Raw genomic sequence first — 22,744 nt, forward strand, 5'->3', positions numbered from 1 at the left:
TATGACAGAAAACAATGTAAATAACTTGTCTGAAGAAGAAGTTAATGTTTACGGTGACATAGACTATGGATGCGGAAAAGTACAGTTAAAATGTGTTACTGATTGTCCGTTTTCAACGCCGTGGATGACTGAAGATCATTAAAAATTTTTACAGTCGCAGAGTTTGGAGTAAAATTAAATTTGTTAGGGAGGTATAACCATGGAAGAACGTAAAACAAAAGAACTTACAACTGAAGAAGTAAATGTATATATCAAGGATTGTGGTGATATTAAGGTTCATTGTATGAATGATTGTCCAATTAATTCACCATGGATTTCAGAAGAGTATTAATGTTGTAGGTGAGAATAGAAATCACCTTAAATACTACGGCAAGATAAAATATGGCATAACATAGTTAATAGTGAAGATAAGGAGACTATTCCGTGCATAGTCAATAGTCTCCTTAATTTTAGAAGAAAAGATGAAAAATAAGAAAGTGGTATCCAACTAGGAAAAATAATAAAATAAGCAAGATATGTGACGAAAATGATTAGGAACAAGTATTATATGTATAAAAGTACGAGAGGTGTTATGAATGGAAGAAAAAAGAACGAATCCAGCAGAACTGACTGTGGAGGAAATTAATGTGTATACTGTAGACTGTGGAAATACGAGATATAGATGCATGCATGACTGCATTATGACAATGGATTGTTTGCTTACTTGTGTACAGTAATGTCGAAATGTTAACAGGGGCTGTGAAATAACAGTCTCTACGGAAAAAGAGGACCTTTCGTTCAAAATGAACGAAAGGTCCTCTTTTATGTTAAAATTAACTTGCGATGAAAATTTCAACTATAAATTATAATAATCCAAAACAAGGATATTTACCACTGTTTCTTTCAGATTGTTTGGATATGCTGGATCCTGTTTTAACATTTGACAGATTGATGGGAGGAATCGATTTAAATAAGTATCTGACAGATATTCCGGAGTACACAACTGGACGGCTCAGATATAATCCGGTCAACATGTTAAAAACAGTACTTTTCGGATTTATGATCAGCAGCTACTGCTCCCTGAGAGAACTGGAAGATAACTGCAAAGTCAATATCAGATTCATGTATCTCATGGATCACCAGACTCCATCATACCGAACCTTTGGATATTTCATCAACGAAGTCCTTCAGGATAAGATTGAAAACATTTTTAACGATATCAATCAAGCGATCTTCAACGAGGAGCATGTGGATTTGCAACATATCTACATCGATGGTTCCAAGTTTGAAGCAAACGCCAACAAATATACCTGGGTTTGGAAGAAGGCTACCGAAAAGTTCCGTTACAAGCTTTATGAAAAAATCACTGGGGAGATTGAGGAAATCAACAAAGAAATCGCATGGAGTGGAGTACAGATTTCAACGAATTCTGAGTATGTACCAGATTATCTGAATGAAATCATTGATCAGCTAAAGCTTTTATGGGATCTAGATATCAGTACCTTTGTTTACGGAAGCGGAAAGAGAAAATCCAAAGAGCAGCGTCATTATGAACATTTGACTGGTTTCTGTCAGAAACTTCAGGAATATATAGAAAGAATTGACATTTGCGGTCCTGATCGTAACAGCTATTCTAAAACAGATAAATCAGCTACCTTTATGCGCATTAAAACGGATTACATGGGCAATGATCAGCTTCTGCCGGCATACAATGTACAGATTGGTGTAGCAGATGAATATATCGCAGTTGTTGACGTGAACCATTATCGTTCCGATATGGACTGTTTCATTCCTTTGATGAAGCACTTCAAACAAACGTATGGCTTCTATCCCAAGTATCCTGTGGCAGATGCTGGCTACGGATCATATAACAACTATATTTTTTGCGAACAGAACGGAATGGAAAAGTATATGAAGTTTCCAATGTTTAAAAAGGAAACCAAGGAACGAAAGTATCATGAAGATCCCTTTCGTGCAGTTAATTTTAGAATTGATGAACAAGGTGTCATGAGATGTCCTAACGATAAAGCATTTCATCTTTTATACAGAAGAAGTGTGAGGGGAAATCAATACGGACGCAAGGAAGAACTGTATGAATGTGAAGATTGCAGTGGATGTCCATATGCAGAGAAATGTAAGAAAACAGCTAAAAATCGAACTGTTCGGATCAATCAGGAACTCACTGCAATGCATCAGGAAGTAATCGAAAACTTAGAAAGTATTCATGGTGCGCTGTTACGAATGAACCGTTCGATACAAGCAGAAGGCACTTTCGGAATCATGAAAAATGACCGTTGGTACAAGAGAATTGTCCGAAGAGGTATTAATTCGGTTAAACTAGAAGTTTTACTTGTGGCAATAGGACATAATCTATACAAATATCAGAACAAAAAGATGAGAAATAGAACTGCCGCATAGATTCAAAAAGAGAATCTCTATGGGGTAGGGGGAGTGTGCCTTTTCAGCGTAGGATTCTAGCAATTTATACACAACAAAAGCAAAAAGAGGGATGCGAAAAAACTCAATCGAGTTTTTTCACATCCCCAATTTATTTTAAGATGGAAAAGTCCACATATATCCAATTCCATATATTGTCTTAATATAATGATGATTTTCGGTATCAATTCTATGCCGTATACGGCAGATCATACTATTCAGAGAAGTTTCTTCTACGTAATTTCCATTTCGATCCCATAGAGAATATAAAAGATATTGTCTGGTTAAAACGGTGTTTGGATTTAAAGAAAGCAGTTTGAGTAGTTTAAATTCCAATGGAGTAAAAGAAGTAGCAGTACCTTCAATCACTGCGGTCAAGGAGTCAAAATTTAAAGTTATGTGGCTGTCTTCATACTTTGTGGCTAGATGATAGTTGGTAAATAAGATATCCAATTTTTTCAGCAAAAGTGCTGGTGATGAAAGAGAAATATATAAATGGTCATCAGCACCGGATTCATACAAATCCAAAATAATTTGTTCTGGAATATTGGTAGGGCATAAAAACAGAACAATGATGTTTGGATAGCATTGTTTTGCAGTTTTACTTATGGTAAGACTGTAGTTATGTAAAAGTGTGAAATCCAAGAGCAAAGCATTATAAGAGTTAAATGGTATGCTGCCGATTTGTTTTGGTACGGTGGAAATAAAATCGGTATCATAATTTTGCTTTAAGATATTCTCCAGATTTTTCCCCAAGACGGACGGGTTGCCAATCAATAATAGTTTTTTCATAAGCATTTCTCCTCCCCTATAAGCACTAGTATATTTAAAAGAAAAGAAATTGTAATATTGTTTGTATAGATTGACTTTTTTTCGGTATAGATGTAAGGAAATGATGATAGTAATACTACGATATACCGCGATACATAGTAGTAATACTCTTAAAAGAAGTAAAACACAGGTGTATTTAAGTGTAAAATGAGTGTATCGGGAGGTGTACGCTTGTGAATCGAATATCTGAATTAAGAAAAAAATTAGGCCTGACTCAGACGAGATTAGGGGAAGAAATAGGAGTCAGTCAGCAGACAATTAGTAAGTATGAAAATGTAGACGAGAATATTTCTGGTGATATGTTGCTTGCATTATCCAAATTCTTTAAGGTCCCAGTTGATTATATATTGAGAAAAAATGAAGAGGAACAGCAGAGAGAGCAGGATAATAAAAGAGAAATTATGGAATTGTATAGGGATATGGATCAGTACAATAGAGATACTTGGATTATTATAGGAAAGCGTTTATTGGGCGGTCAGTTACACAAATACAATGAAGATAGTATCGTAGAAAAAAGGCTAAAGGAATAATTTAATAAGATTTCTGCAATAATTCGGATGTAAACTTAAAGTATAATGATAAATGATATGAGGAGATAGAGGATGGGAGAATTATTATACTTTAAGAATTGTGAGGAAAGAAAAAAAGCAGAGGAATTATTAAAGAAATGTTGGCCGGAAGTGTCTTTTGTAGTTATGCGATTAGATATGCAAAATATATTAGAAGAAGAAAGAATTCATTTCGGAAAATGGGATATTGAATTTGACAAGAAAAGGATGATTTATGATGGTGCAGAAATTGTAATTACTGATATGCAATGGGAGATTTTACAACTGTTGATGAGCGATTCAGAGTTGAGTTTTTCAATTAGAGAAATTGCATACGCCATGAATATTGAAGTGCATGAAGCTCAAAAATATGTAGAAGAATTGTTAAAAACGATACAAGAACAAACGGGTTCTGCAATTGTGCAAAAGAAAGAAGAAAGATACTCATTTGTGGAAATAACAGATTAAGTGATGGAGAAAAGGCAGTGGATGACACTGCTTTTTTTATGGGGAGAATGATGTATGCTAAAAATATATAAGATTAAAATAGGCAAAGAAAAAATCAAAATATACATTAGATATACCGTACTTGCTTAAAGTGGTTTATGATGAAATTGGTATGGTGCCTTAGATACAAATAAAATAGAGGTAACTTCTCATTGCTATTATTTTTTAATGGAGATAAGAAATGAAAAAGATATTGTTAATAGAGGACGATAGTAATTACATTTGGCATATAAAAAACTTTCTACAGCGAAAAGGATATCATGTATTAGTTGCATTTACAGTATCACAAGGAAAAGAGCTTATAGAAAAGGAACAAATACTCATTATAGGCTCGGATTTGAAATTGTCAGATGGGAGTGGAATGGAGCTGCTAGAATACTTGAGGGAGAAAACATACAAAATTCCATTCCTTTTCTTTACATGCTATGACAAAAAATATTATGAGAAAGAAGCATTGGAAAAGGGAGCTAAGATATGTATGAATAAATTACAATTCGATTTAGTGAAGGAAACATTATTGGAATATGCTTATAAAGAATCCAATGGAGAGGGAGCTACTTTTCATAAGATACTTCTTGTAAAAAAGAATTCGGAAATCACGTCTATTATACAAACAGAGCTTCTTAAAAAAGGGATATATATGATTATGGTAGAAACTATATGGGAAGCAGAGGATAAACTATTAGAATATCAAGATATTGAATTGATTCTGTGTGATTTGTTTTTACAAGATGGAATTGCTATGGATTTTTTTCATTCTATGAAAAAGCTTGCTGGAATATATCAAAACACGAAGGAGCCAATATTCAGAGAGTTGCCGTTTTTTATATTCACTGATAATAAAGATTTATCTTTAGAATATCAATATCGCCATGAAGGTGTAAGCGATTATATAACCAGTCCTGTTAATATTCCAGAATTAATCAGACGGATATGTTATTTCGTAGAAGAATAGAAAAGTTATTTGATTTGAAGGCAAAACCAACCGGACAGAAAAAAGTACAATGTAGACAAAAAATATAGTAATCATAGTAAAGATATTTTATGTTATTGACAAATATGAAATATTGATACAAAGGAGAATTTACTATGGAGAAAAGATTATTTACCTCAGAATCAGTAACAGAAGGGCATCCGGACAAAATGTGTGATGCCATATCAGACGCCATATTGGATGCTCTTATGGAGAAGGATCCGATGAGCAGAGTGGCCTGTGAGACTGCAATTACAACGGGTATGGTATTAGTGATGGGAGAAATCACGACCAATGCGTATATAGATATGCAGCAGGTGGTAAGAGAAACAATCAAAGAAATTGGTTATGACAATGGAGATTATGGATTTGATGCACATACCTGTGCTGTTTTAACGGCAATTGATGAGCAGTCAGCAGATATTGCTTTGGGCGTGAATAAGGCATTGGAAGCAAAAGAACACAAAATGTCAGAAGAAGAGCTTGATGCAATTGGTGCTGGGGATCAGGGTATGATGTTTGGTTACGCATGTGACGAAACGAATGAATTTATGCCATATCCAATTTCACTGGCACACAAATTGACTCGGCAGCTTACTCAGGTCCGTAAAGATGGTTTGTTGAATTATTTAAGACCGGACGGTAAGAGTCAGGTTACTGTAGAATATGATGAAGCAGGTATTCCGCACCGGCTGGATGCAGTGGTTCTGTCAACACAGCATGATCCAGATGTGACACAGGAGCAGATCCACGCTGATATAAAAAAATATGTATTGGAACCGATTATTCCAACAGAACTGGTAGATGAGAATACAAAATTTTTCATCAATCCAACAGGGCGTTTTGTCATAGGCGGTCCTCACGGCGATAGTGGTGTAACAGGACGCAAGATTATTGTAGATACCTATGGTGGTATGGCACGGCATGGCGGCGGAGCTTTTTCTGGAAAAGACTGTACGAAAGTAGATCGTTCTGCATCTTATGCTGCTCGTTATGTTGCGAAGAATATTGTGGCTGCAGGTCTGGCAAATAAATGTGAAATTCAGTTGTCTTACGCAATTGGGGTGGCTCATCCGACCTCTATTATGGTAGACACCTTTGGAAGTGGGAAAATTTCAGATGAGAGTCTGGTAGAGATGATAAGAAGAGAATTCGATCTGCGACCAGCAGGAATCATTCAGATGTTGGATCTCCGCCGTCCGATCTATAAACAGACGGCAGCCTATGGACATTTTGGAAGAAACGATCTCAACCTTCCATGGGAAAGATTAGATAAGGTAGAAGAACTGAAAAAATATTTGAAATAATTTATTAGGAGGAAACGTATGGGAAGATACAAAAAGCGAATCTCAAGAATTGTGACGATTGCGATGCTGTTTACATTTCTGGTAGGAAATTCTAATATGGTATATGCTATGGGAGCAACACAAGTTGGATATGCGAGTAAATATATCACAGTGAAAGGAAATAATATGCATCTTGCTTTGTATGGAAAATTGGATGCAAGTGGAGAAACATTTGCAGATGAAGGAAAAACCACATTGGTGATGATGCCGGCTCTGGGAGTTCCATCACCGCATATCTACTTCAAACCTCTGGCACAATCTTTAGATGAGAGTTTTAACATAGTGATTGTAGAGCCGTTTGGATATGGGCTTAGTGATGTTGCAGCAATGGATCGAACTGTAGATAATATCAATAGTGAATTGAATGCTGCACTGGACACCATGGGAATTAAGCAGTGTGTATTGCTGGTACATTCGATTTCTGGAGTATATGGACTCAACTTTGTACAGAATTATCCCGAAAAAGTAAAAGGTTTCATTGCTGTTGATAATACGGTATATGATGAAGAACTGGCAGAGGCTATGGAAATGGAAAAGAAATATATGCTGCAGGGAATTGATGAATTTCAGAAAATCAAGAATTCTTTTTCTTCTTTGGAAGAATTCCAGATGGCACTGAAAACAGATCCAGATAAATATGGGGCAGCATTACCACAGGTTTCCGGGTACACTTATACGGAGAGTGATAGGGAGGAATACATTCAGGCATATTCTTTAAGCAGCAACGATACGATTAGAAATGAAGTGAACGGGATGGATCAATCATTACTCTCTATAAAGAATAAAAAATTCCCATCGGCACTTCCTGTATTAACCATGATTTCTTCAGAGAATGTACAAAATGTTCCGGCATGGGAGACTGCTCATAGAAATCAATTGGATTTAGAATCTGGTAATCACCAGTTATATATTGTAAATGGAGGACATTATATCTGGTATACCAATTTAACGCAGGTTGTACAGCTTATCGATGAATGGAGAATAGAGAATCATTTTTAAAAGGAATCTGTGTGATGAGATTTCTAAATAAGAGAAAACAGAAGGGAAGTGTAGCTTGGGGAAAGTAACTATTTCAACTGTATTGGGATACAAAGAATATGTAGTGGAAAATATAAAAAACATCCGGGGAGAGGATGAAGAAAATTCCGATTTTAGGATTTATCCGGATTATCATAAGATTTATAGAGGACAGACGGAGATCGTCTTAACGAAAGCAGAGTATGAATTGTTTATGCTTTTGTCAGGGAGACCAGGTGTGATATTTACCAAAGAAAAAATTTTTGAGATTCTTTATAACGAGGAATTGCCGGAAAGCATTGATAATATTGTGTACTGTCTGGTATCCAGTATGAGAAAGAAAATTGAACCGGAGCTAAAGCAGTGCCGCTATATTAAAACAGTGAGAGGTGTAGGATATAAGTTTGAAGGAAAAAAGATGGACATCTTTCCAGAATAGTTGATCTGAAGACAGAGGAAATTTTTTAAAACCTCTGTCTTTTTTTGTTGCTTTTTTATGCCATCTTGCGTACAGAAGTAGTGAAAGTCACCTACCAAAAAGTATGCTTTTTGATGGGAGATGTAATAGGCTATTTTTTTATATATAAAAAGTATATAAGAAAGTTTTGAGATATGCCAAAATATTTTAAGACTTTTTGGGAATGTATAAAGGGGGATACGTATGGCATATTATGGGTATCACAGAATCAGTACTAAGGAACAACACTTGGACCGAGGTATTATAGAAATAAAGAGGTTCTGTGAAAATCAGAAAATTAAACTGGAAAGTATTTTTACAGATAAGATAACCGGTAAAAATTTTGACAGACCACGTTATACCGTTCTTGTGGAAGATGTTTTACGGGTAGGGGATACCCTGATTATTACAGAGCTGGACAGACTTGGCAGGAACAAGCAGGAGATTTTAAAGCAGCTACGTTTTTTAGAAGAAAAAGGGGTTCGGGTAATGGTATTGGAACTTCCTACCACGTTGTTTGACCTGTCTCAGATGGAAAATAATCTGGCAAAGATGATGATAGAAACAATCAATAATATGATGATTGAACTCTATGCATCCATGGCACAGGCAGAGATGGAGAAAAAGGAGAAGCGACAAAAGGAAGGTATGGAGGCAAAAAGGCTTCGGGGTGAATGGGATGAAGTAGGAAGACCACGGGCTATAGAACAGGAAAAGTTTAACCAGGAATTTATGAGGGTGGTACAAAAGAAGGTAACACCGACACAACTGCAGCGGGAGTTGGGGTTAACTTCTTCTACCTATTATCGGTATCGGAAAAACTTTTATGAAATTTTTCCGGAATTTCTTCAATCTGTATAGAGATGAGGTAATTACTAAGTAAAAGAAAAATTTAAGGAGGCAGATGTTATGAGTGAACACAGAGAAGGAACATTGTTTTATGATACTGAAACAGGGAGGTATGATATACGTTTTGATTTGGAATCTTTTTATGGAGGACTACATTGCGGGGAATGTTTCGATGTAAAGGTGAAAGATATTTGGATTCCGGTCCGAATTGAAATGGGAGATGACTGGTATCTGGTTGGACTGAACGTGTCGAGATTAGATGGACTGAGAGTACGTATGTAAATAGGAGGATAAGCCTGATGAGGGGAAGCACAATGAGAGAAAGTGTTACGGATGTTCGCATTATACTGGAATGCTTACAGGAAGCATATCAAATGGAAGGAGATATGGTACGGTCCGGGAAAAATATTCATGCGACTATGATATATCCATTTGTCCGTATGCTGCAGGAAAAGTGTAGGGATTTAACAGAGGAACAGATACATAAGACACTTTGGAAAGAATATGAGATTTCAGGGGCAGACAGGATGTTTGTGGAGAGGGCTTCAAAGATTTTAGAGCAATACGAAGGAGAATCTGAAGATGAGAAATAGTACAATGGAATATAAAGTAAATCAAGCCTATGAAGAACTAAAGCGTTTAATACAGTGGCATCCAGATAGCGAAGGAAAGTTTTTACAGAAAATGGTATGCTTCTTGTTACCTGAACAAAGAAAATATTGGACAGAGGCTATCCGTGATTTGAGGCAATCTTTAGAAACTGAACATGGAATGATATTTATTGAAAAATACAGAGGAAAATTGGAATGGTTGGATGATGTTTCGCTGTTGGAACTGGAAAGAAAGATAGGAGCAATTTATTTTGTTGATCATTATAAAATGATAGCAGACGAATTTCTATATAAAAAGGATTTTGAAACTGCCTTATTTTTGCGAATTGCAATGGAAACAGGGATAAGAAGTATAGACATTCCATATATAGAATGGTCCTGCATACATGGAAGAAATGTAGTTTTGCCAGAAGGAAAAACAGGAAATATATATAGGAAAGTAAATGGAAATTATCCCCAAATTTCAAAGTGTTCTTTACGAATTATACATCTATTATATAGGAAGCAAAAGATGATATTTACAAAGTCAAAAGAATATTATATCCATAGAATTAGACGATTTTGGGGAACAGGAGAATTTTCTTTTCATAGTTTCCGGTATTACAGAAGGAAATTGGAAATGGGGATTACAATAGGAATTCAGGTGCCAAAAGTGATACCAGTATAGTAAAAAAGCTCAAATATTTAATCAAATTCCAACTAGACATAAAAAAGTGCAATCTACGCAAAAAATGTAGAAAAATTTTATTTTATGGAGTAATAATTAAGTATCAAATATATTTTTAAGGAGGAAGCGAATATGAACGGAATGGAAAAAATGACAAAAAAAGAAATGGAAATGGTAACAGGAGGAAAATGCAATTCTGATTATGGATATTTTTTCTGTTGCCCAGCAAATGCTGATGATATGGTAGCCACAATTAAAAATCTAATGAATTCTGGACAGAAAGATAAAGCAAGCAGATACATTCAGTTTTGCTATGAAGTTTGTGGATACTAAAATAGCAGCAGATTAAATATTAAAGCAGAAAACAAAGGGGCGAGCTTGCATCGCCTCTTTATTTATTAGGGGGATGGATGACAGTATGAAATACAGATGTATAAAACAATATGATTCTATGGATTGTGCTGCAGCTTGTTTAGCAAGTATAGCGTGGTATTATGGAAAAAAGATACCTATACTGGAGATAAGTGAAGCTTTAGAAACCAGCAAAGAAGGAACGAGTGTTTGGGATGTATGTAGGATTTCTGAAAAACTGGGATTATTTGCATCAGCATATAAAAAAAACATAGACTTTAAAGAAAAAGAGCTGGAAGTGCCGTGTGTGGCTCATGTATATCAAGAAGATGGATTGGCACATTTCATTATAATTTATAAAATAAAAAAGAATAGCGTAGTTATTGCAGATCCAGCTGTCGGTATTATAGAGGTAGACAGAAAAAAATTTTTTAATTCGGAATATGGAGAAGATTCGCCATATTTTTGGACTGGAGTTATTATCTTATTTCAGACAACGGAAGAATTTTATAAAAAAAAGGAAGGCATGCGGATTGCAGAGAATAAATTTATAGAATTAGTAAAGAAGGAATGGAAAAGAACTATATATATTATATTATTTTCAGCAATATCAATGGCAATATCAATTGTTTCATCTTTCTATTTTGGGACGTTGATAGACACAGTTATTCCCAATAGATTGATTTATAGTCTAATATTTATGACACTAATGGTTATTTTAATGCTATTGATTAAGACTATTGTAGACTGGGGAAGAGCAAAGTTATCATTGGATATTTCAAAATCTTTTAACTTAGAACTTAGTCTGAAATATTATAAACATTTATTGGACTTGCAGGTGATGTCTATTGAAAAACGTAAAAATGGTGAGTTTATTTCACGATTTCAGGATGTTATTAGAGTTCAAGAAGCACTGGTAAGCAGCATATTGGTTTTACCAATTGATGCGTTGTTTATAATTGCGGTAAGTATCATTTTGTGTGTATTGAATATTAAAATCTTTGCTGTGGTAGTTGTGATGTGCTTTTTATATACTCTGGTTATGGTGGGATTTAGGAAATATTATAGTGTCTTAAATTCGGAGGAAATGTCAAGAGAGGCACGTGTGACTTCACATTTGATTGATTCTATTGAGGGGATTTTGACGGTTAAAGCGTATACGTATAATAAGACAATTTTCAATAATGGGAAAAAGAAAATAGAAAGATGGCAAGATACGATTCTTAACTTAGGAAGTACAGAAAACTTACAGTCAGCTATAAAAGTTTTAATAGGTGGTATGGGGGAGATTATTGTACTGTGCATTGGAGCACTTGAAATCATTGGTAATAATTTATCTATAGGGGAATTAGTTACGTATAATATTCTAATTGGATATTTATTAACGCCGGTTAAAGATATTGTAAATTTACAGCCATTATACCATTCTGCCCATGTTGCTATGGAACGTCTAGAAAGTGTGTTACGTATTAAAGTAGAGAAAACAAAGGAAGGTATAGAGCCATTTGAATTTGATGAAGAAATAGAACTGAAAGATGTTGATTTTCATTTTGTTTCTGGGAAAAATATACTGAACAATATTAATATTAAAATAAGAAAAGGCGATAATGTAGCTATTATTGGGGAAACAGGATCTGGGAAAACATCTTTAGCAAAATTGTTTATGGAATTTTATTCTCCAGATAAAGGACATATATATGTTGATGGTGCAGAACTTCAAAATTTCGAGGTTCAAGAAATTCGAAAAGCAGTTGTATATGTATCACAAGAAGATTTTCTGTTTACTGCAAGTGTTAGAGAAAATTTAAAAATGGGTAATGAAGAGATATCAGATGAGGAAATGATTGAGATTTCACGTAAGATGGGTGTGCATCAATTTGTAAGTAAAATGGAAAGAGCGTATGATAGTGTCCTTGAAGAGCGCGGAAAGAACCTTTCGAAGGGGCAAAGACAGAAATTGTCACTAACTAGAGCCATATTACGTCATCCTAAAATTTTAATTTTAGATGAGGCTACCAGTAATATGGATTCTATAAGTGAAAGGGAAATCTTGAATTATATTAAGGGAATTCGGGATATAACACTTATTTTAATTTCACATAGAATAAATGTCATTGCAGATAGTGATTGTATTTATGTACTTCAAAAAGGTAATATAGTAGCACGTGGGACAGACAAACAATTAAAGGAACAATGCAAATTGTATCGTCAATTATATGGTGAGGAGGAGAAATAGATGAAAAAGAAAAATATTATAATTTCTATAGCGTGCAGTATATTTTTCATAATATGCGTGGGAGCTGCAATCATTTTATTTCCAAAAGTAAAAGAAGAAACTATAGCATATTCTACTTCTATAGAAGACTTGTTTGAAAAGGAAGGACATTTTTATGTATATTTCAATAGAAAAGAGTGTCCATATTGCGATAATATAGAGGATGATATAAAACAATTTAAAAAAGAGAATGCGGTTTATGAGATTGATGCAGAAGCATGTAAAGGAACTAGGAATTATGATTGGGATTCCCATGAAAAGAAATACGATGTCGAAATTGGAGAAAAAGACAGTACCAGAAAAATTGTATTTTACGATGGATTAGATGAGAATTTGATAAAAGAAAAATATCCTCCAATCCACTATAAAATCATTTGGGCAAATGAGAATTATGCAGCACTACATGAGGGAAAAGAAGCTGGTAAAGTGTATGCTATTTCTACTCATCCAAATATAAAAAAAGAGGAGTTATCCGAAAAGAAATTTGTGCTGGGGGGAGTACCTACGTTGGTAGAGTTTGAAAATCATAAAGTGATAAACTTTTATTTTGATGATAAAGAAATTATAGACTTTTTGGAAAGCGATACTCAACCACTAGATAAATATTGGAATCTTGACTGATTTTATAAGTTATAAAGATATGCAATAAAGGAGAGGTTACTAATGAATAATGGTAGAGTAAGAAAATCTCTAAATACTCTGATAAGAGCTTATAAGAAAAAAAACAGGGAAAGAAATATTATTTTACAATGTATCGTAGTGAGCGTTGTAGTAGTATCATTAGTTATCATTTCTTTAATACATGGAAAATTTCAAGCGGATAAGTTGAAAAATCAATATCAAGATGGAAAAACAATTTCAACATTTATTGAAGAAGGAACAGATACAATAAAACGACAGCTACAAGATCTTTCCTATGTGAATAGTGTAGGAGAGGAAAAAGAGAGCGGAAGGTTGATGAATGGTAGGTATTCATATAGCAAATGTGTTGTTTTAGATGAAACAGCTTACGAAGATATGGTAAAGCCTACTTTTGTACATTTCTATGGCAATTATCCGGAACAAACTGATGAAATAATGATGTCAAAAAAAACTTTGGACTATTTGGGGATTAGCAGTCCCAAAATAGGAATGAAGATTACGTTAGACTTTTATTGGAATGATATTTTCACGACAAAAATGACAGGTAAACAAGAATTTGTTTTATCTGGATATTATGATAGTTATAATAATGAATTATCCGATAGTTCAATCGCATATATTTGCAAGAATAGAATAAAACAGGCTGGTATTTCACAATATCCATGTCGATTATGGGTTGATGTAAAAGATTGGGGACTAAGCGGAAGACAAGTAGAGAATAGATTAAAAAATGATATTAATCTCAATGATAAGCAAAGAATTATAAGCTATGATTCTGCAGAATACAGAGCAATTGAAGGGACGGTTGGAAATTATTTGCTTGCGTATATGTTTGTCTTGGCTGTGTTTTTTTGTTTGTTTTTAGTGATTTATAATGTTGTATATATATCACTGGGAAGTGATATTAAACAGTATGGATTATTGCGTACAATAGGTGCAACTAATAGACAGATAAAAAAATTAGTATGTATGCAAATAGGGGATATTTATTTGAAAAGTTGCTTATGTGGTGTAATAATCAGCATAGTTCTACAATATTGTGTTTTAAACAATGTGGTTAAAAATCTTTATTTAGGGGAGTATAAAGCAAATAGTCAATTAAAATTATTTAATTTAAGTGCATATATCGTGGTCCTTGTTTTAGTTGCTATAACTCTATTTGGGGCAACTCTTTTGGCAGTATATAAATTGACTATGATTACTCCTATAGAGGCTGCAAAATATGAGGAAGTAGTGGGAGAACAACAATCAGATTATCAGTTTGGGAAAATGTTCATTATAAAAAGAACTGGAATTATTTTTGGAATGGCTTTTCGTAACATATTACGTTATAAGAAAAAATTTATGTTCATTATAATATTTTTGGCATTTGGTTGTGAAATAGGGCTATTAGGGATTGTGGTCACCAAGGGGACAAATCAAATGAATAGATTACAGAAGAATCCAGATTTTACTATTGAAGTGCCAATGGATACTGTAACGTATTTAGTGGAAAATGGAAAAGATGAGGTGGAATTAATAACAGATGATAATATCGTGGATATCAAAAATACGCTTACTTCTTATACTGAGAATCTGAAAATAGTACAAGGTTTTCTGCCTATTATAAAAAATGCAGCAGAAACAGATAGCTTAAAAATTGTAGAGCATGATTCATTACCTGTAATGCAAACATTAGACGATAAAAGTATGAAAAAGTTAGTGAAATATGTAGAGGAGAATAATATACCAGTTGATCAAAAAACATTTAACGAGAAAGGTGGCGTGTTAATATTACATGAAAATTTAATACCACAAACATACGAAGATATAGAAACGGAATGTATTGGAAAAATAATAGAACTGTATGATTTGGTGCCCGTTGGAACAGCAATGCAGGAAATGTCCGCAGTTAAACTTAGAAATTGTGGATATATAAACATTTCACAGTCAGATTGTCCAACTTTGGATTTATCATGGAGAGGAAATGATAAAGTTTATCTGATTGTTTCAGATAAAACTTTCAGCAAATTAAAGGATGTTTTAACAGTTAGAAACTTGGAAGTACAGATTAATGTAAAAGCAAATAAAGAGGCTATTTGTAAACAGAAATTAAAAGCATGGGTTCAAGAGGCAAATCTCAAGTTTCAATCTACTACAGGCAACGAAAATCAACTTTTGTATGTGATAAAGTGTAATAGTGATGAAATTGCAAAACAGTCTTTGTATATTAGAACAAGTCAGATAATCATGTATACTATTAGTGGCATTTTAATATTTATGGGACTGCTAAATTATTTCAGTACTACATCTACAAATATAATTATTAGGCAGCGTGAGTTTTCCATTATGCGGAGTATCGGCATGACACAAGGTATGCTTAGGAAAATGCTTATATATGAGGGGATAATATACGTAGGAGGTGTTCTTGGGCTATTATTGATTATAGGAAGTATAGTTATGGGAATAGTAGTTTATATTTTAAAACAAAACATAGAATATTTTGTTTTTCAATATCCATTTGAAGGACTTTTATGTATTATATGTATTATGTCTTTTTTGTGTGTGATAATCCCTAATATATTCTTACATAAAATGGAAAGAAATAGCTTAATTGAAAGAATTAAGAAAGAAAGGTGATATACGAAAATATGAATTTGAGCTTCAAGAAAATGCTACAATAAGCTGGTCGAAAATATGTGTTGAATAAATTGTTGTATGAAGAAACAGTAGAAATGTAAAGAGTGTCATAATGACATGAAAAGAGCCGTCAAATTTGGACGGCTCGAAGTATTTCTATATGTTTATATTTTCTTAGGCATAGGAGCGTCAGCAGTTCTCAGTTTTTCAATTAAGGATAGGAGCATATCTGAGTTTTTCTGAAATTGTGTTTGAAAATCTTCTGTAACCTCATAGTTTAGGTACAGAGTTATCAATGTAGCATTCCATATTGAAACCATGGTCTTTTCAGATAGACGTCCTTCTAGAAAGCGTAGATGTTTGCTAAGTGTTGCTTTCGTTTTCGTCCATGCAAAGAAATAGTCATCTTTTAGTGGAATGTTAAATTTATGAAACCATTCCCGAACGGTATGTGTTTCTGATCTATCTCCACACTCCGGATCATTAAAGACGTATCCAACAGACAATTCTTCCGGATTTTCCGGAAAAATACCATCGGAGGGAAGGGCAAGGTACCGGCCAATCGGAAACATAGAACAGACTGCGGGTTTTACATCGTGTACCAAACATTTTTGATTTTTTAATAACGGGCAGCGTTTGACACTTCCTTGTGGTTTTAAGCGTACTACAGGGATATGAGAATTACGTCCAAGATAAGTTTCACAATATTGTGCCAAGGCAACTTCTGGTGTGATTTTTAATTTCTTCGCTATATGAAATAAATCTTTCGGGGACAAGAGAATATCCTCCCGGTGGATGCAACATTTTCCGCATTGAGTACAATGAAATACAAATATATCATCGAGACCGATTTCTTCATATCCTAATTGTTCTTTTAATTCTTTTATTGAATTCATATTATTGTCCTCCTAAATAAAAAAGAGACCACTTGGAAAGTAGTCTCTTCGTAAACATAAACTTAATTAAATTTGTATTGTTCCAGTAAATAAATAGGCAGTGTTTCTGTTTTACCGTCTATACCACCTTTGGTTGCTCCTTTTAAATAAAGAAGCTTATCTGCTTTTCCTTGTGCCAGGGCTTTCTGGGCAGTGGAAGCAGTACCTTTTCCAGCTTTGACTTCTATCAAATATCGGGTGGAAGAAGATAGGCTTTGTGCCACAAAATCAATTTCTCCGCCACGGTAAGTAGCAAAAGCAGGGGTTTCAAAGGAAATTTCCTGTGGAAAATCCTGGCGTTTCTTCAGATTGATATAGACATAATTTTCATTTAATGTGCCTGCAAGTACACGGGAATCGGTTCCGGTACGTGTCAGATAATAGTTTGCCAGTCCCATATCCATGAAATAGCAGCGGCTTGCGGACTTAAAATCCAGAATATCCATTTCTGTTATTTTTGCACAGAATCCAATGATTCCGGAAAAGTACAGCCAGCTAATAGCACGGTTGCAGGTAGCCTTTGAAATATTGCTGGAGTAGTCTTTGGTTACCAGTTTTTGCAATTCTTCGCTAATGCTGTCTTCTGAAAATCCTTTCTTTTCACGATTTAAAATACGGCAGATGGAAAAGAAAATATGGGTAAACACTTTGGTATCCAAAATATCCGTAAAATAGCGAATGGATTCATTGGTGAAGGTATCAATGATTTTTACGAGTTCGCCTTGAGCTTTTACGATGTTCCGGTTCTCCAGATAGTTTTCGACCACTTTGGGATAGCCACCAATCTGGCAGTACAGCTCATAGGTTTCCTTTAAGCGATCATAGACCTCTGACCTAGAAGGAACAAAAGGTATTTTTTTATAATCTTCATACAGGATTTGGTCATAGGCCATCAAAAATTCCTCAAAAGAAAGTGTGTAGATAGTAAGCTTTGTGACATCTCCGCTGGAATAACGAAATTCTGGATCATAAATCCGCCCAAGATAGCTTCCTGTGATGATAAAATGGGCTTTAAAATGACGAGTAAACTCCCGGATACGGTTATAAATCTCGGAAGATTCCTGGATTTCGTCAATAATAATGACGGTATCTTCAGAATCAATAAAGTCCGGTTCATACAACTGGAAGGCATCATGGAGAGGATGCTCCTGCCGTTTTGTTCCGGGTGTCCAAGCTGTTGCCTGTTTATAACATTCCATAAACTGTCTGCCGCTTAATTCAAACAGGTTAATATAAATTTTGTGTTTGTAGTTTTCGTCAGCGAATTTTTGTATCAGGTAGGTTTTTCCAACCTGACGGGCTCCGCCGACTTCCAGGGTACTATGCCCTCCTTCATTTTTCCAATCCAGAAGGCGGTCATAGACAAAACGCTTCAGATACATAAGCACAAATCCTTTCTTTAAAATCTATCTTTCATTATAGCAAAATATTTGCAGTTCATACAGTGCAAAATGGGTAAATGATTATTTTAACGTTCAAATTGAAGCTTTGCACGTATGTCCATAAGAATTTCACCTAAATGATTTTCGCCATGACCATTTACAGAACCCCAAAAATAATCTCCCCAGTTGTTTCCTTCAACAAGGTGACAATTCCCAGTAGCAAGTAATGCTTTACATAGGGTAGGATTCTGCATGAATTTGCACATACAAATTTCATACATGTACATAAGCTTTACACGTTCCCAGTCTGAACGGAGCTGTACTTCTCTTCCCAGTTTTTTGGCATCTTTTGGATTCCTTAATTTGGTAAATTGAAGCTGTTCTTTAGGTGAAAGGGTCTTTTGTGCCTGGAAAGCAGCCTCATTATTTGCATACCAGTAGCCCCGGTAATATATCCGGGAAGGATAGAAGTTACTAAGAAAAGCGTATGCTCCATGAAAGTGGTCAATTGTTTGCTGGTAATGATTCGAATAGGTATTAATAAACATGTAATCCCTTCTTTCTTATACAAAAAAGGAACCGCTTATGGCAAGCAGTTCCTTCTTAAACATATTTTTTCGTTTGTCATTTGCTTATTTGTGCTTCTTCTTGTTCTTCGTAATAGCGGTCTGCAATATAGCCAGCAGATTCCGCCCAAAGAGTATTTTCTGTATTTTGCAGGGCTTTGTAAGTTTTTGAGTGATAAAATTTGCCCATGGCATCCGGAAAGGAAAGATGGCTCTTTTCCATAATAATATCGACAACATCCCGGATCTGAATATACAGATTCATTGAAATATCTTTCCCGTTAAAAAAATATTTACCTTCCATGTTTTACACATCCTTTCGAGATTCCAATATCAGATGTTCAAGAGCAAGTGGGGTGTGAAAGGAAACCTGATTATTAACCTTATTATACCGAAGCCTTGTAACCGCTTCATCCACGCTCAAGATATCGGACAAATAAAGTTGTACAGTTTCCATGGTATTATCATCCGCAACAGGTCCAATTACAACATCATAGTGATGCTGGATATCGCCGACAGTACGGTTGAGTTTGACAAACTCCAACCATTCCTTGTCCAAGGTGGCAAAATGTTTGATTTTTAGTTCCTCGGATTGTTGGAAGATATACCGATACACATATTTGCCGCCAGTATGAGTACGCAAGTACAGGCGGTTCGCCCATTCATTTGCCTGCTGTTCGAGAACTGTGCAATAAAATCCACGACCAAAATCACGACGGTTATGTGATTTGTTCAAATCGATTTTATCAAATGCAATATTGGAGCCATGGAAAAGAACAAGCGTGGGCGTATCTTCTTCTATAATATCTTCTACGTATTGAAAAGTATCATGAATATCTAATTGGTGCAACGTTTCGTGTTGTACCAGTATTTTTTCAAATACTTGATGTTTGTAGAAAATATTAAAGGCATCGTCTTCCGATAGTTGGTGCTTTTTAGCATAATATTCCAGTGCTTCAATTGATAGCATCTCTATATCTGATTGAATACTCATAATACGTTATCCCTCCATTTGCTTTCATTATATCAAAAAAGAAGGTGCTTTCCAACGGTAAAATAATTATAAATGTAAAGTTGCAAAAGATGTTTGAAATGGGGCGTCACCCCATTTCACTATCCCCAGACTTCACCCATGATTTCCACAAGAAAATCATCTAATGGAAAATCCGGAGGAAGTAATTCACCAAACGTTTCTTGAATTTCTTGGATAACTTCCGTATAAGAAGAATACGTCTGTGAAAATAAGTGGGAAGAATTTTTAAGTTCAATGATATAAAATTCTTCTCCTGGATTTAAGTCCAGTTCTTCCCGATCTTTGATCCTCCATACCGTCATAGACTCGGCAGTGCCATAACGACAGCCATCAAGTTTCTCACAAAGATATTCCTGAAAGGCTAAGAGTGGTTCTGGATCAGAGAACTCTTTGTATAAATCAGGAAAAACTTTCTCTGTATATCGAAGGATAAGATTAGCAGCCTCTTCTGTAATAAGAAATCCATAGATATGAAAAACGGATGTAATGATACTCATAGAGTTCTCCTTACGCAATCATCTCAAGAAACTCATCTTCAGACAATATCTTAATACCGAGAGCCTGAGCTTTTGTCAATTTACTTCCGGCTTTTTCCCCACAAATCAGATAATCTGTCTTTTTTGTGACAGAACTGCCGGCTTTTGCTCCAAGCTCAATGATCTTGGAGTTGATTTCATCCCTTGTAAAATGAGCAAGTTTTCCTGTTGCAACGATAGTACATCCTGTAAATACATTTTCTTTCATCATAGTGTTCATTTCCTTTCTTTCTTCAAATATAAGTTCTTTTTGGAGTTCGTGCCAGAGAATTAGATTGTTTTCATCAGAGAACCAGTCATGGATATTCTGATTCAGAGTATCACCAAAGTCATCTAACTGGGTGAAATCATAGTCACCAGAGGCAGCGTCAAAAAATTCCTGCAGACTGCCGTGGAATACTGTATCCAAAATCCTGCTTTTGGTTCGTCCGACCATAGGAATATCCATGGAAACCAGGAATCGGACAAAGGTAGTATTACGGCTGGAAGTAATGGAATTCCATAATCTTTCAAAGGATTTTTTACCGAAACCTTCCAACTGTAAGATTTCTTCCTGATGTTCATTTAGATGGTAAATATCCGGAAATGTCTGGAGATAACCCAAAGTCAGGAATTTTTCCAAGGTAGTTTCGGAGAGTCCCTCGATGTTCATTGCTTTTTTTCCAACGAAATGTGTAAAGCGTTTTCGGATCTGGCTATCACAGTTGGGATTGTCACAATGCACTGTTTCAATGAGACGCCCATCATTTCCTTTTCTTTGATAGATACGAGTCTGAGAACCACAGCATGGACATACTGGGGGAACTGCATCTACGTAATGACCACGTTCCAGATTTTCTTCAATATGAGGAATGATCATATTACGTTTCGATACAGAAATTCTACAACCTGGCACCAATTCTAATTCTTTGATAAAGGTCAGATTGTGAAGGGTTGCTCTGGAAACAGAGCATCCGTCAATTTCCACAGAGTCAAAAACTCCCACAGGTGCAATTTCTCCGAAACGGGTGGGTGTCCATTCTATATTGCGAAGAGTGGTTTCGTAAGTTTCATCTTCAAACTTAAAAGCCAGTCCATCTTTATAATGATGTCCGGTACGCCCGCATTTTTGGGAATAGTCCAGACTGTCGAAAATCATTACAATTCCGTCAATAGGCAGATGTTTGTTATCTGCTAGTGCAGTCAGTTTTTCAATATACTGATTTATAAGAGCCGTGTTCAAGGGCTGGTCAGTAGCAATATAAGGACAAGGCTGAAAGCCATAGTCAAATAGACTGGAAACCTTCATAGCTCTGCTGTCTGGAAATGGAAAGGAAGAATCGTCTAGACCTTCTAGGACATTAAATGGCATAAAGTGCAGGCAGCGCCCCGCACAATTTGCCGGATCAAGACTTCGTACAGAGCCGGCGGCCAGGTTACGTCCGTTTTTATAAGGTTCTCCTTTTCCATCCCGCAATGTTTCTTTTAAACGTTCAAAGTCATTGGTAGGAATAAAGGATTCGCCTACAATTACCAGTCTTTCCTGATAAGGGATTGAAAGAGGAACATCCACGTATGCAGGTATGTTGTGGGTGATAATTTCTCCGATCTCCCCATCTCCACGCGTGGAAGCCTCTACAAGTGTTCCATTTTCGTAGACTAATTTAGTCGTTAATCCGTCCAACTTCAGCATAAACAGAACTGGCTGCTTACCGGCAAAACTTATCAAGTCCTGTACCTGCTTTGTCTTATCTAAAGAGAGCAAAGGGACCGGATGCTTTACTTTGGGAAGTTCACTGATGGGAGTATAACCTACGGTTTGTGTCGGTGAATTGGATAAGACAAAGCCTGTCTGCTTTTCTAATTCCACTAATTCATCGAAGATTCGGTCATATTCCGCATCACTGATATTCGGACTGTTCTCATTATAATAAGCGTTACGCTGTAAATTCAGATAGTCCACCAGTTGTTTGATTTTTTCCACGTTTGATAATTCATTAGAGTGGTTCATTTTATTCTTGTCTCCTTTTCTATGGTATAGTTGTAATTTTTATTTGTTCCGGTTTTTCTTCCTCCTTTCTTTGCGTTCAGGCATAAAAAAAGAGAATGACACGGATGTTCATTCTCTAATGCGTGCAGTTTCCTGCAAAATAAAAAAGCCAGAAGTCCCTGCTGGTAGCGTGGTATACTTCTGACACTTTTACA

26 protein-coding genes are annotated in these 22,744 nt (G+C 35.3%); 18 read left to right on the forward strand and 8 right to left on the reverse strand.

The window, feature by feature from the left end:
• Nucleotide 1 precedes the first annotated feature (1 nt).
• The 4 genes from WBS51_RS03905 (at nt 2) to WBS51_RS03920 (ending at nt 2,397) form a co-directional block, all read left to right on the forward strand.
• Nucleotides 2–142 carry a hypothetical protein gene (locus WBS51_RS03905; RefSeq protein WP_171026670.1) on the forward strand — a complete coding sequence of 47 codons (141 nt, stop codon included), beginning with the start codon at nt 2–4 and terminating at the stop codon, nt 140–142.
• A gap of 57 nt (nt 143–199) precedes the next feature.
• Nucleotides 200–331, forward strand: coding sequence for a hypothetical protein (locus WBS51_RS03910; protein WP_255647044.1), 132 nt, complete (start codon nt 200–202; stop codon nt 329–331).
• A gap of 244 nt (nt 332–575) precedes the next feature.
• Nucleotides 576–716 carry a hypothetical protein gene (locus WBS51_RS03915; RefSeq protein ID WP_173903473.1) on the forward strand — a complete coding sequence of 47 codons (141 nt, stop codon included), beginning with the start codon at nt 576–578 and terminating at the stop codon, nt 714–716.
• 106 nt (nt 717–822) lie between these two features.
• Nucleotides 823–2,397 (forward strand): IS1182 family transposase, encoded by a 1,575-nt coding sequence (locus tag WBS51_RS03920; protein ID WP_117942289.1) that lies wholly within the window; start codon nt 823–825, stop codon nt 2,395–2,397.
• A 135-nt stretch (nt 2,398–2,532) separates the two neighbouring features.
• Here WBS51_RS03920 and WBS51_RS03925 read toward each other — a convergent pair whose 3' ends face one another.
• Nucleotides 2,533–3,207, reverse strand: a complete 675-nt coding sequence (locus WBS51_RS03925; RefSeq protein ID WP_161209528.1) for a winged helix-turn-helix transcriptional regulator — start codon at nt 3,205–3,207, stop codon at nt 2,533–2,535.
• A 212-nt stretch (nt 3,208–3,419) separates the two neighbouring features.
• Between WBS51_RS03925 and WBS51_RS03930 the strand changes: the two genes are divergently transcribed.
• The 14 genes from WBS51_RS03930 (at nt 3,420) to WBS51_RS03995 (ending at nt 16,108) form a co-directional block, all read left to right on the forward strand.
• Nucleotides 3,420–3,776 carry a helix-turn-helix domain-containing protein gene (locus WBS51_RS03930; protein ID WP_118064334.1) on the forward strand — a complete coding sequence of 119 codons (357 nt, stop codon included), beginning with the start codon at nt 3,420–3,422 and terminating at the stop codon, nt 3,774–3,776.
• A 72-nt stretch (nt 3,777–3,848) separates the two neighbouring features.
• Nucleotides 3,849–4,262, forward strand: a complete 414-nt coding sequence (locus WBS51_RS03935) for a hypothetical protein (RefSeq protein WP_117942292.1) — start codon at nt 3,849–3,851, stop codon at nt 4,260–4,262.
• Nucleotides 4,263–4,482: 220 nt separating this feature from the next.
• The gene (locus WBS51_RS03940) at nt 4,483–5,256 is read left to right on the forward strand and encodes a response regulator (RefSeq protein ID WP_118064336.1); all 774 of its coding nucleotides are present in this window, start codon (nt 4,483–4,485) and stop codon (nt 5,254–5,256) included.
• Nucleotides 5,257–5,390: 134 nt separating this feature from the next.
• Complete coding sequence (metK, locus tag WBS51_RS03945) at nt 5,391–6,581, forward strand: methionine adenosyltransferase (protein ID WP_117942294.1); 1,191 nt, start codon at nt 5,391–5,393, stop codon at nt 6,579–6,581.
• 18 nt (nt 6,582–6,599) lie between these two features.
• A complete protein-coding gene (locus WBS51_RS03950; RefSeq protein ID WP_117942295.1) occupies nt 6,600–7,619 on the forward strand; it encodes an alpha/beta fold hydrolase in 1,020 nt (339 codons plus the stop codon).
• Between the two features lie 55 nt (nt 7,620–7,674).
• On the forward strand, nt 7,675–8,076 hold the full coding sequence (locus WBS51_RS03955) for a winged helix-turn-helix domain-containing protein (RefSeq protein ID WP_025579072.1): 402 nt from the start codon (nt 7,675–7,677) through the stop codon (nt 8,074–8,076).
• A 222-nt stretch (nt 8,077–8,298) separates the two neighbouring features.
• Nucleotides 8,299–8,955, forward strand: a complete 657-nt coding sequence (locus WBS51_RS03960) for a recombinase family protein (protein WP_005340281.1) — start codon at nt 8,299–8,301, stop codon at nt 8,953–8,955.
• Between the two features lie 48 nt (nt 8,956–9,003).
• Complete coding sequence (locus WBS51_RS03965) at nt 9,004–9,225, forward strand: DUF5348 domain-containing protein (RefSeq protein ID WP_025579070.1); 222 nt, start codon at nt 9,004–9,006, stop codon at nt 9,223–9,225.
• A 17-nt stretch (nt 9,226–9,242) separates the two neighbouring features.
• Entirely contained in the window at nt 9,243–9,536 is a 294-nt protein-coding gene (locus WBS51_RS03970; RefSeq protein WP_117942296.1) for a hypothetical protein, read from the forward strand.
• A complete protein-coding gene (locus tag WBS51_RS03975; protein ID WP_342694045.1) occupies nt 9,526–10,221 on the forward strand; it encodes a hypothetical protein in 696 nt (231 codons plus the stop codon). The genes WBS51_RS03970 and WBS51_RS03975 overlap by 11 nt, the downstream gene beginning before the upstream one ends.
• Before the next feature lie 132 nt (nt 10,222–10,353).
• Nucleotides 10,354–10,554, forward strand: a complete 201-nt coding sequence (locus WBS51_RS03980) for a hypothetical protein (RefSeq protein ID WP_117851391.1) — start codon at nt 10,354–10,356, stop codon at nt 10,552–10,554.
• Nucleotides 10,555–10,639: 85 nt separating this feature from the next.
• A complete protein-coding gene (locus WBS51_RS03985; RefSeq protein WP_173903474.1) occupies nt 10,640–12,808 on the forward strand; it encodes a peptidase domain-containing ABC transporter in 2,169 nt (722 codons plus the stop codon).
• The gene (locus WBS51_RS03990) at nt 12,809–13,468 is read left to right on the forward strand and encodes a hypothetical protein (RefSeq protein ID WP_117851396.1); all 660 of its coding nucleotides are present in this window, start codon (nt 12,809–12,811) and stop codon (nt 13,466–13,468) included.
• Nucleotides 13,469–13,510: 42 nt separating this feature from the next.
• On the forward strand, nt 13,511–16,108 hold the full coding sequence (locus tag WBS51_RS03995; protein WP_117851398.1) for an ABC transporter permease: 2,598 nt from the start codon (nt 13,511–13,513) through the stop codon (nt 16,106–16,108).
• A gap of 164 nt (nt 16,109–16,272) precedes the next feature.
• On the opposite strand, the gene WBS51_RS04000 is transcribed toward WBS51_RS03995, so the two are convergent.
• From WBS51_RS04000 to ligA, 7 genes are all read right to left on the reverse strand, one after another.
• Nucleotides 16,273–17,004: a YkgJ family cysteine cluster protein gene (locus tag WBS51_RS04000; RefSeq protein ID WP_118064340.1), complete on the reverse strand. Its 732-nt coding sequence runs from the start codon at nt 17,002–17,004 to the stop codon at nt 16,273–16,275.
• 62 nt (nt 17,005–17,066) lie between these two features.
• Nucleotides 17,067–18,425 carry an ATP-binding protein gene (locus tag WBS51_RS04005; RefSeq protein WP_117851403.1) on the reverse strand — a complete coding sequence of 453 codons (1,359 nt, stop codon included), beginning with the start codon at nt 18,423–18,425 and terminating at the stop codon, nt 17,067–17,069.
• Nucleotides 18,426–18,511: 86 nt separating this feature from the next.
• Nucleotides 18,512–18,973, reverse strand: coding sequence for an NADAR family protein (locus WBS51_RS04010; protein ID WP_117851406.1), 462 nt, complete (start codon nt 18,971–18,973; stop codon nt 18,512–18,514).
• Nucleotides 18,974–19,049: 76 nt separating this feature from the next.
• On the reverse strand, nt 19,050–19,295 hold the full coding sequence (locus WBS51_RS04015; RefSeq protein ID WP_054350800.1) for a hypothetical protein: 246 nt from the start codon (nt 19,293–19,295) through the stop codon (nt 19,050–19,052).
• Nucleotides 19,296–19,298: 3 nt separating this feature from the next.
• Nucleotides 19,299–19,985 carry a DUF3990 domain-containing protein gene (locus WBS51_RS04020; RefSeq protein ID WP_118064342.1) on the reverse strand — a complete coding sequence of 229 codons (687 nt, stop codon included), beginning with the start codon at nt 19,983–19,985 and terminating at the stop codon, nt 19,299–19,301.
• Nucleotides 19,986–20,104: 119 nt separating this feature from the next.
• Entirely contained in the window at nt 20,105–20,521 is a 417-nt protein-coding gene (locus WBS51_RS04025) for a hypothetical protein (RefSeq protein ID WP_118064344.1), read from the reverse strand.
• 10 nt (nt 20,522–20,531) lie between these two features.
• Nucleotides 20,532–22,550: an NAD-dependent DNA ligase LigA gene (ligA, locus tag WBS51_RS04030; protein WP_118064346.1), complete on the reverse strand. Its 2,019-nt coding sequence runs from the start codon at nt 22,548–22,550 to the stop codon at nt 20,532–20,534.
• Nucleotides 22,551–22,744 lie beyond the last annotated feature (194 nt).

Source organism: Blautia acetica, from assembly GCF_038739805.1.
Taxonomy (GTDB): Bacteria; Bacillota; Clostridia; order Lachnospirales; family Lachnospiraceae; genus Blautia.

Bases quoted from the DNA above. Each gene is read 5' to 3' on its own strand.
- WBS51_RS03905 (WP_171026670.1), top strand. From the start codon at position 2: ATGACAGAAAACAATGTAAATAACTTGTCTGAAGAAGAAGTTAATGTT.
- WBS51_RS03910 (WP_255647044.1), top strand. From the start codon at position 200: ATGGAAGAACGTAAAACAAAAGAACTTACAACTGAAGAAGTAAATGTA.
- WBS51_RS03915 (WP_173903473.1), top strand. From the start codon at position 576: ATGGAAGAAAAAAGAACGAATCCAGCAGAACTGACTGTGGAGGAAATT.
- WBS51_RS03920 (WP_117942289.1), top strand. From the start codon at position 823: ATGAAAATTTCAACTATAAATTATAATAATCCAAAACAAGGATATTTA.
- WBS51_RS03925 (WP_161209528.1), bottom strand. From the start codon at position 3,207: ATGAAAAAACTATTATTGATTGGCAACCCGTCCGTCTTGGGGAAAAAT.
- WBS51_RS03935 (WP_117942292.1), top strand. From the start codon at position 3,849: ATGGGAGAATTATTATACTTTAAGAATTGTGAGGAAAGAAAAAAAGCA.
- WBS51_RS03940 (WP_118064336.1), top strand. From the start codon at position 4,483: ATGAAAAAGATATTGTTAATAGAGGACGATAGTAATTACATTTGGCAT.
- metK (WP_117942294.1), top strand. From the start codon at position 5,391: ATGGAGAAAAGATTATTTACCTCAGAATCAGTAACAGAAGGGCATCCG.
- WBS51_RS03950 (WP_117942295.1), top strand. From the start codon at position 6,600: ATGGGAAGATACAAAAAGCGAATCTCAAGAATTGTGACGATTGCGATG.
- WBS51_RS03960 (WP_005340281.1), top strand. From the start codon at position 8,299: ATGGCATATTATGGGTATCACAGAATCAGTACTAAGGAACAACACTTG.
- WBS51_RS03965 (WP_025579070.1), top strand. From the start codon at position 9,004: ATGAGTGAACACAGAGAAGGAACATTGTTTTATGATACTGAAACAGGG.
- WBS51_RS03970 (WP_117942296.1), top strand. From the start codon at position 9,243: ATGAGGGGAAGCACAATGAGAGAAAGTGTTACGGATGTTCGCATTATA.
- WBS51_RS03975 (WP_342694045.1), top strand. From the start codon at position 9,526: ATGAGAAATAGTACAATGGAATATAAAGTAAATCAAGCCTATGAAGAA.
- WBS51_RS03980 (WP_117851391.1), top strand. From the start codon at position 10,354: ATGAACGGAATGGAAAAAATGACAAAAAAAGAAATGGAAATGGTAACA.
- WBS51_RS03985 (WP_173903474.1), top strand. From the start codon at position 10,640: ATGAAATACAGATGTATAAAACAATATGATTCTATGGATTGTGCTGCA.
- WBS51_RS03990 (WP_117851396.1), top strand. From the start codon at position 12,809: ATGAAAAAGAAAAATATTATAATTTCTATAGCGTGCAGTATATTTTTC.
- WBS51_RS03995 (WP_117851398.1), top strand. From the start codon at position 13,511: ATGAATAATGGTAGAGTAAGAAAATCTCTAAATACTCTGATAAGAGCT.
- WBS51_RS04000 (WP_118064340.1), bottom strand. From the start codon at position 17,004: ATGAATTCAATAAAAGAATTAAAAGAACAATTAGGATATGAAGAAATC.
- WBS51_RS04005 (WP_117851403.1), bottom strand. From the start codon at position 18,425: ATGTATCTGAAGCGTTTTGTCTATGACCGCCTTCTGGATTGGAAAAAT.
- WBS51_RS04010 (WP_117851406.1), bottom strand. From the start codon at position 18,973: ATGTTTATTAATACCTATTCGAATCATTACCAGCAAACAATTGACCAC.
- WBS51_RS04015 (WP_054350800.1), bottom strand. From the start codon at position 19,295: ATGGAAGGTAAATATTTTTTTAACGGGAAAGATATTTCAATGAATCTG.
- WBS51_RS04020 (WP_118064342.1), bottom strand. From the start codon at position 19,985: ATGAGTATTCAATCAGATATAGAGATGCTATCAATTGAAGCACTGGAA.
- WBS51_RS04025 (WP_118064344.1), bottom strand. From the start codon at position 20,521: ATGAGTATCATTACATCCGTTTTTCATATCTATGGATTTCTTATTACA.
- ligA (WP_118064346.1), bottom strand. From the start codon at position 22,550: ATGAACCACTCTAATGAATTATCAAACGTGGAAAAAATCAAACAACTG.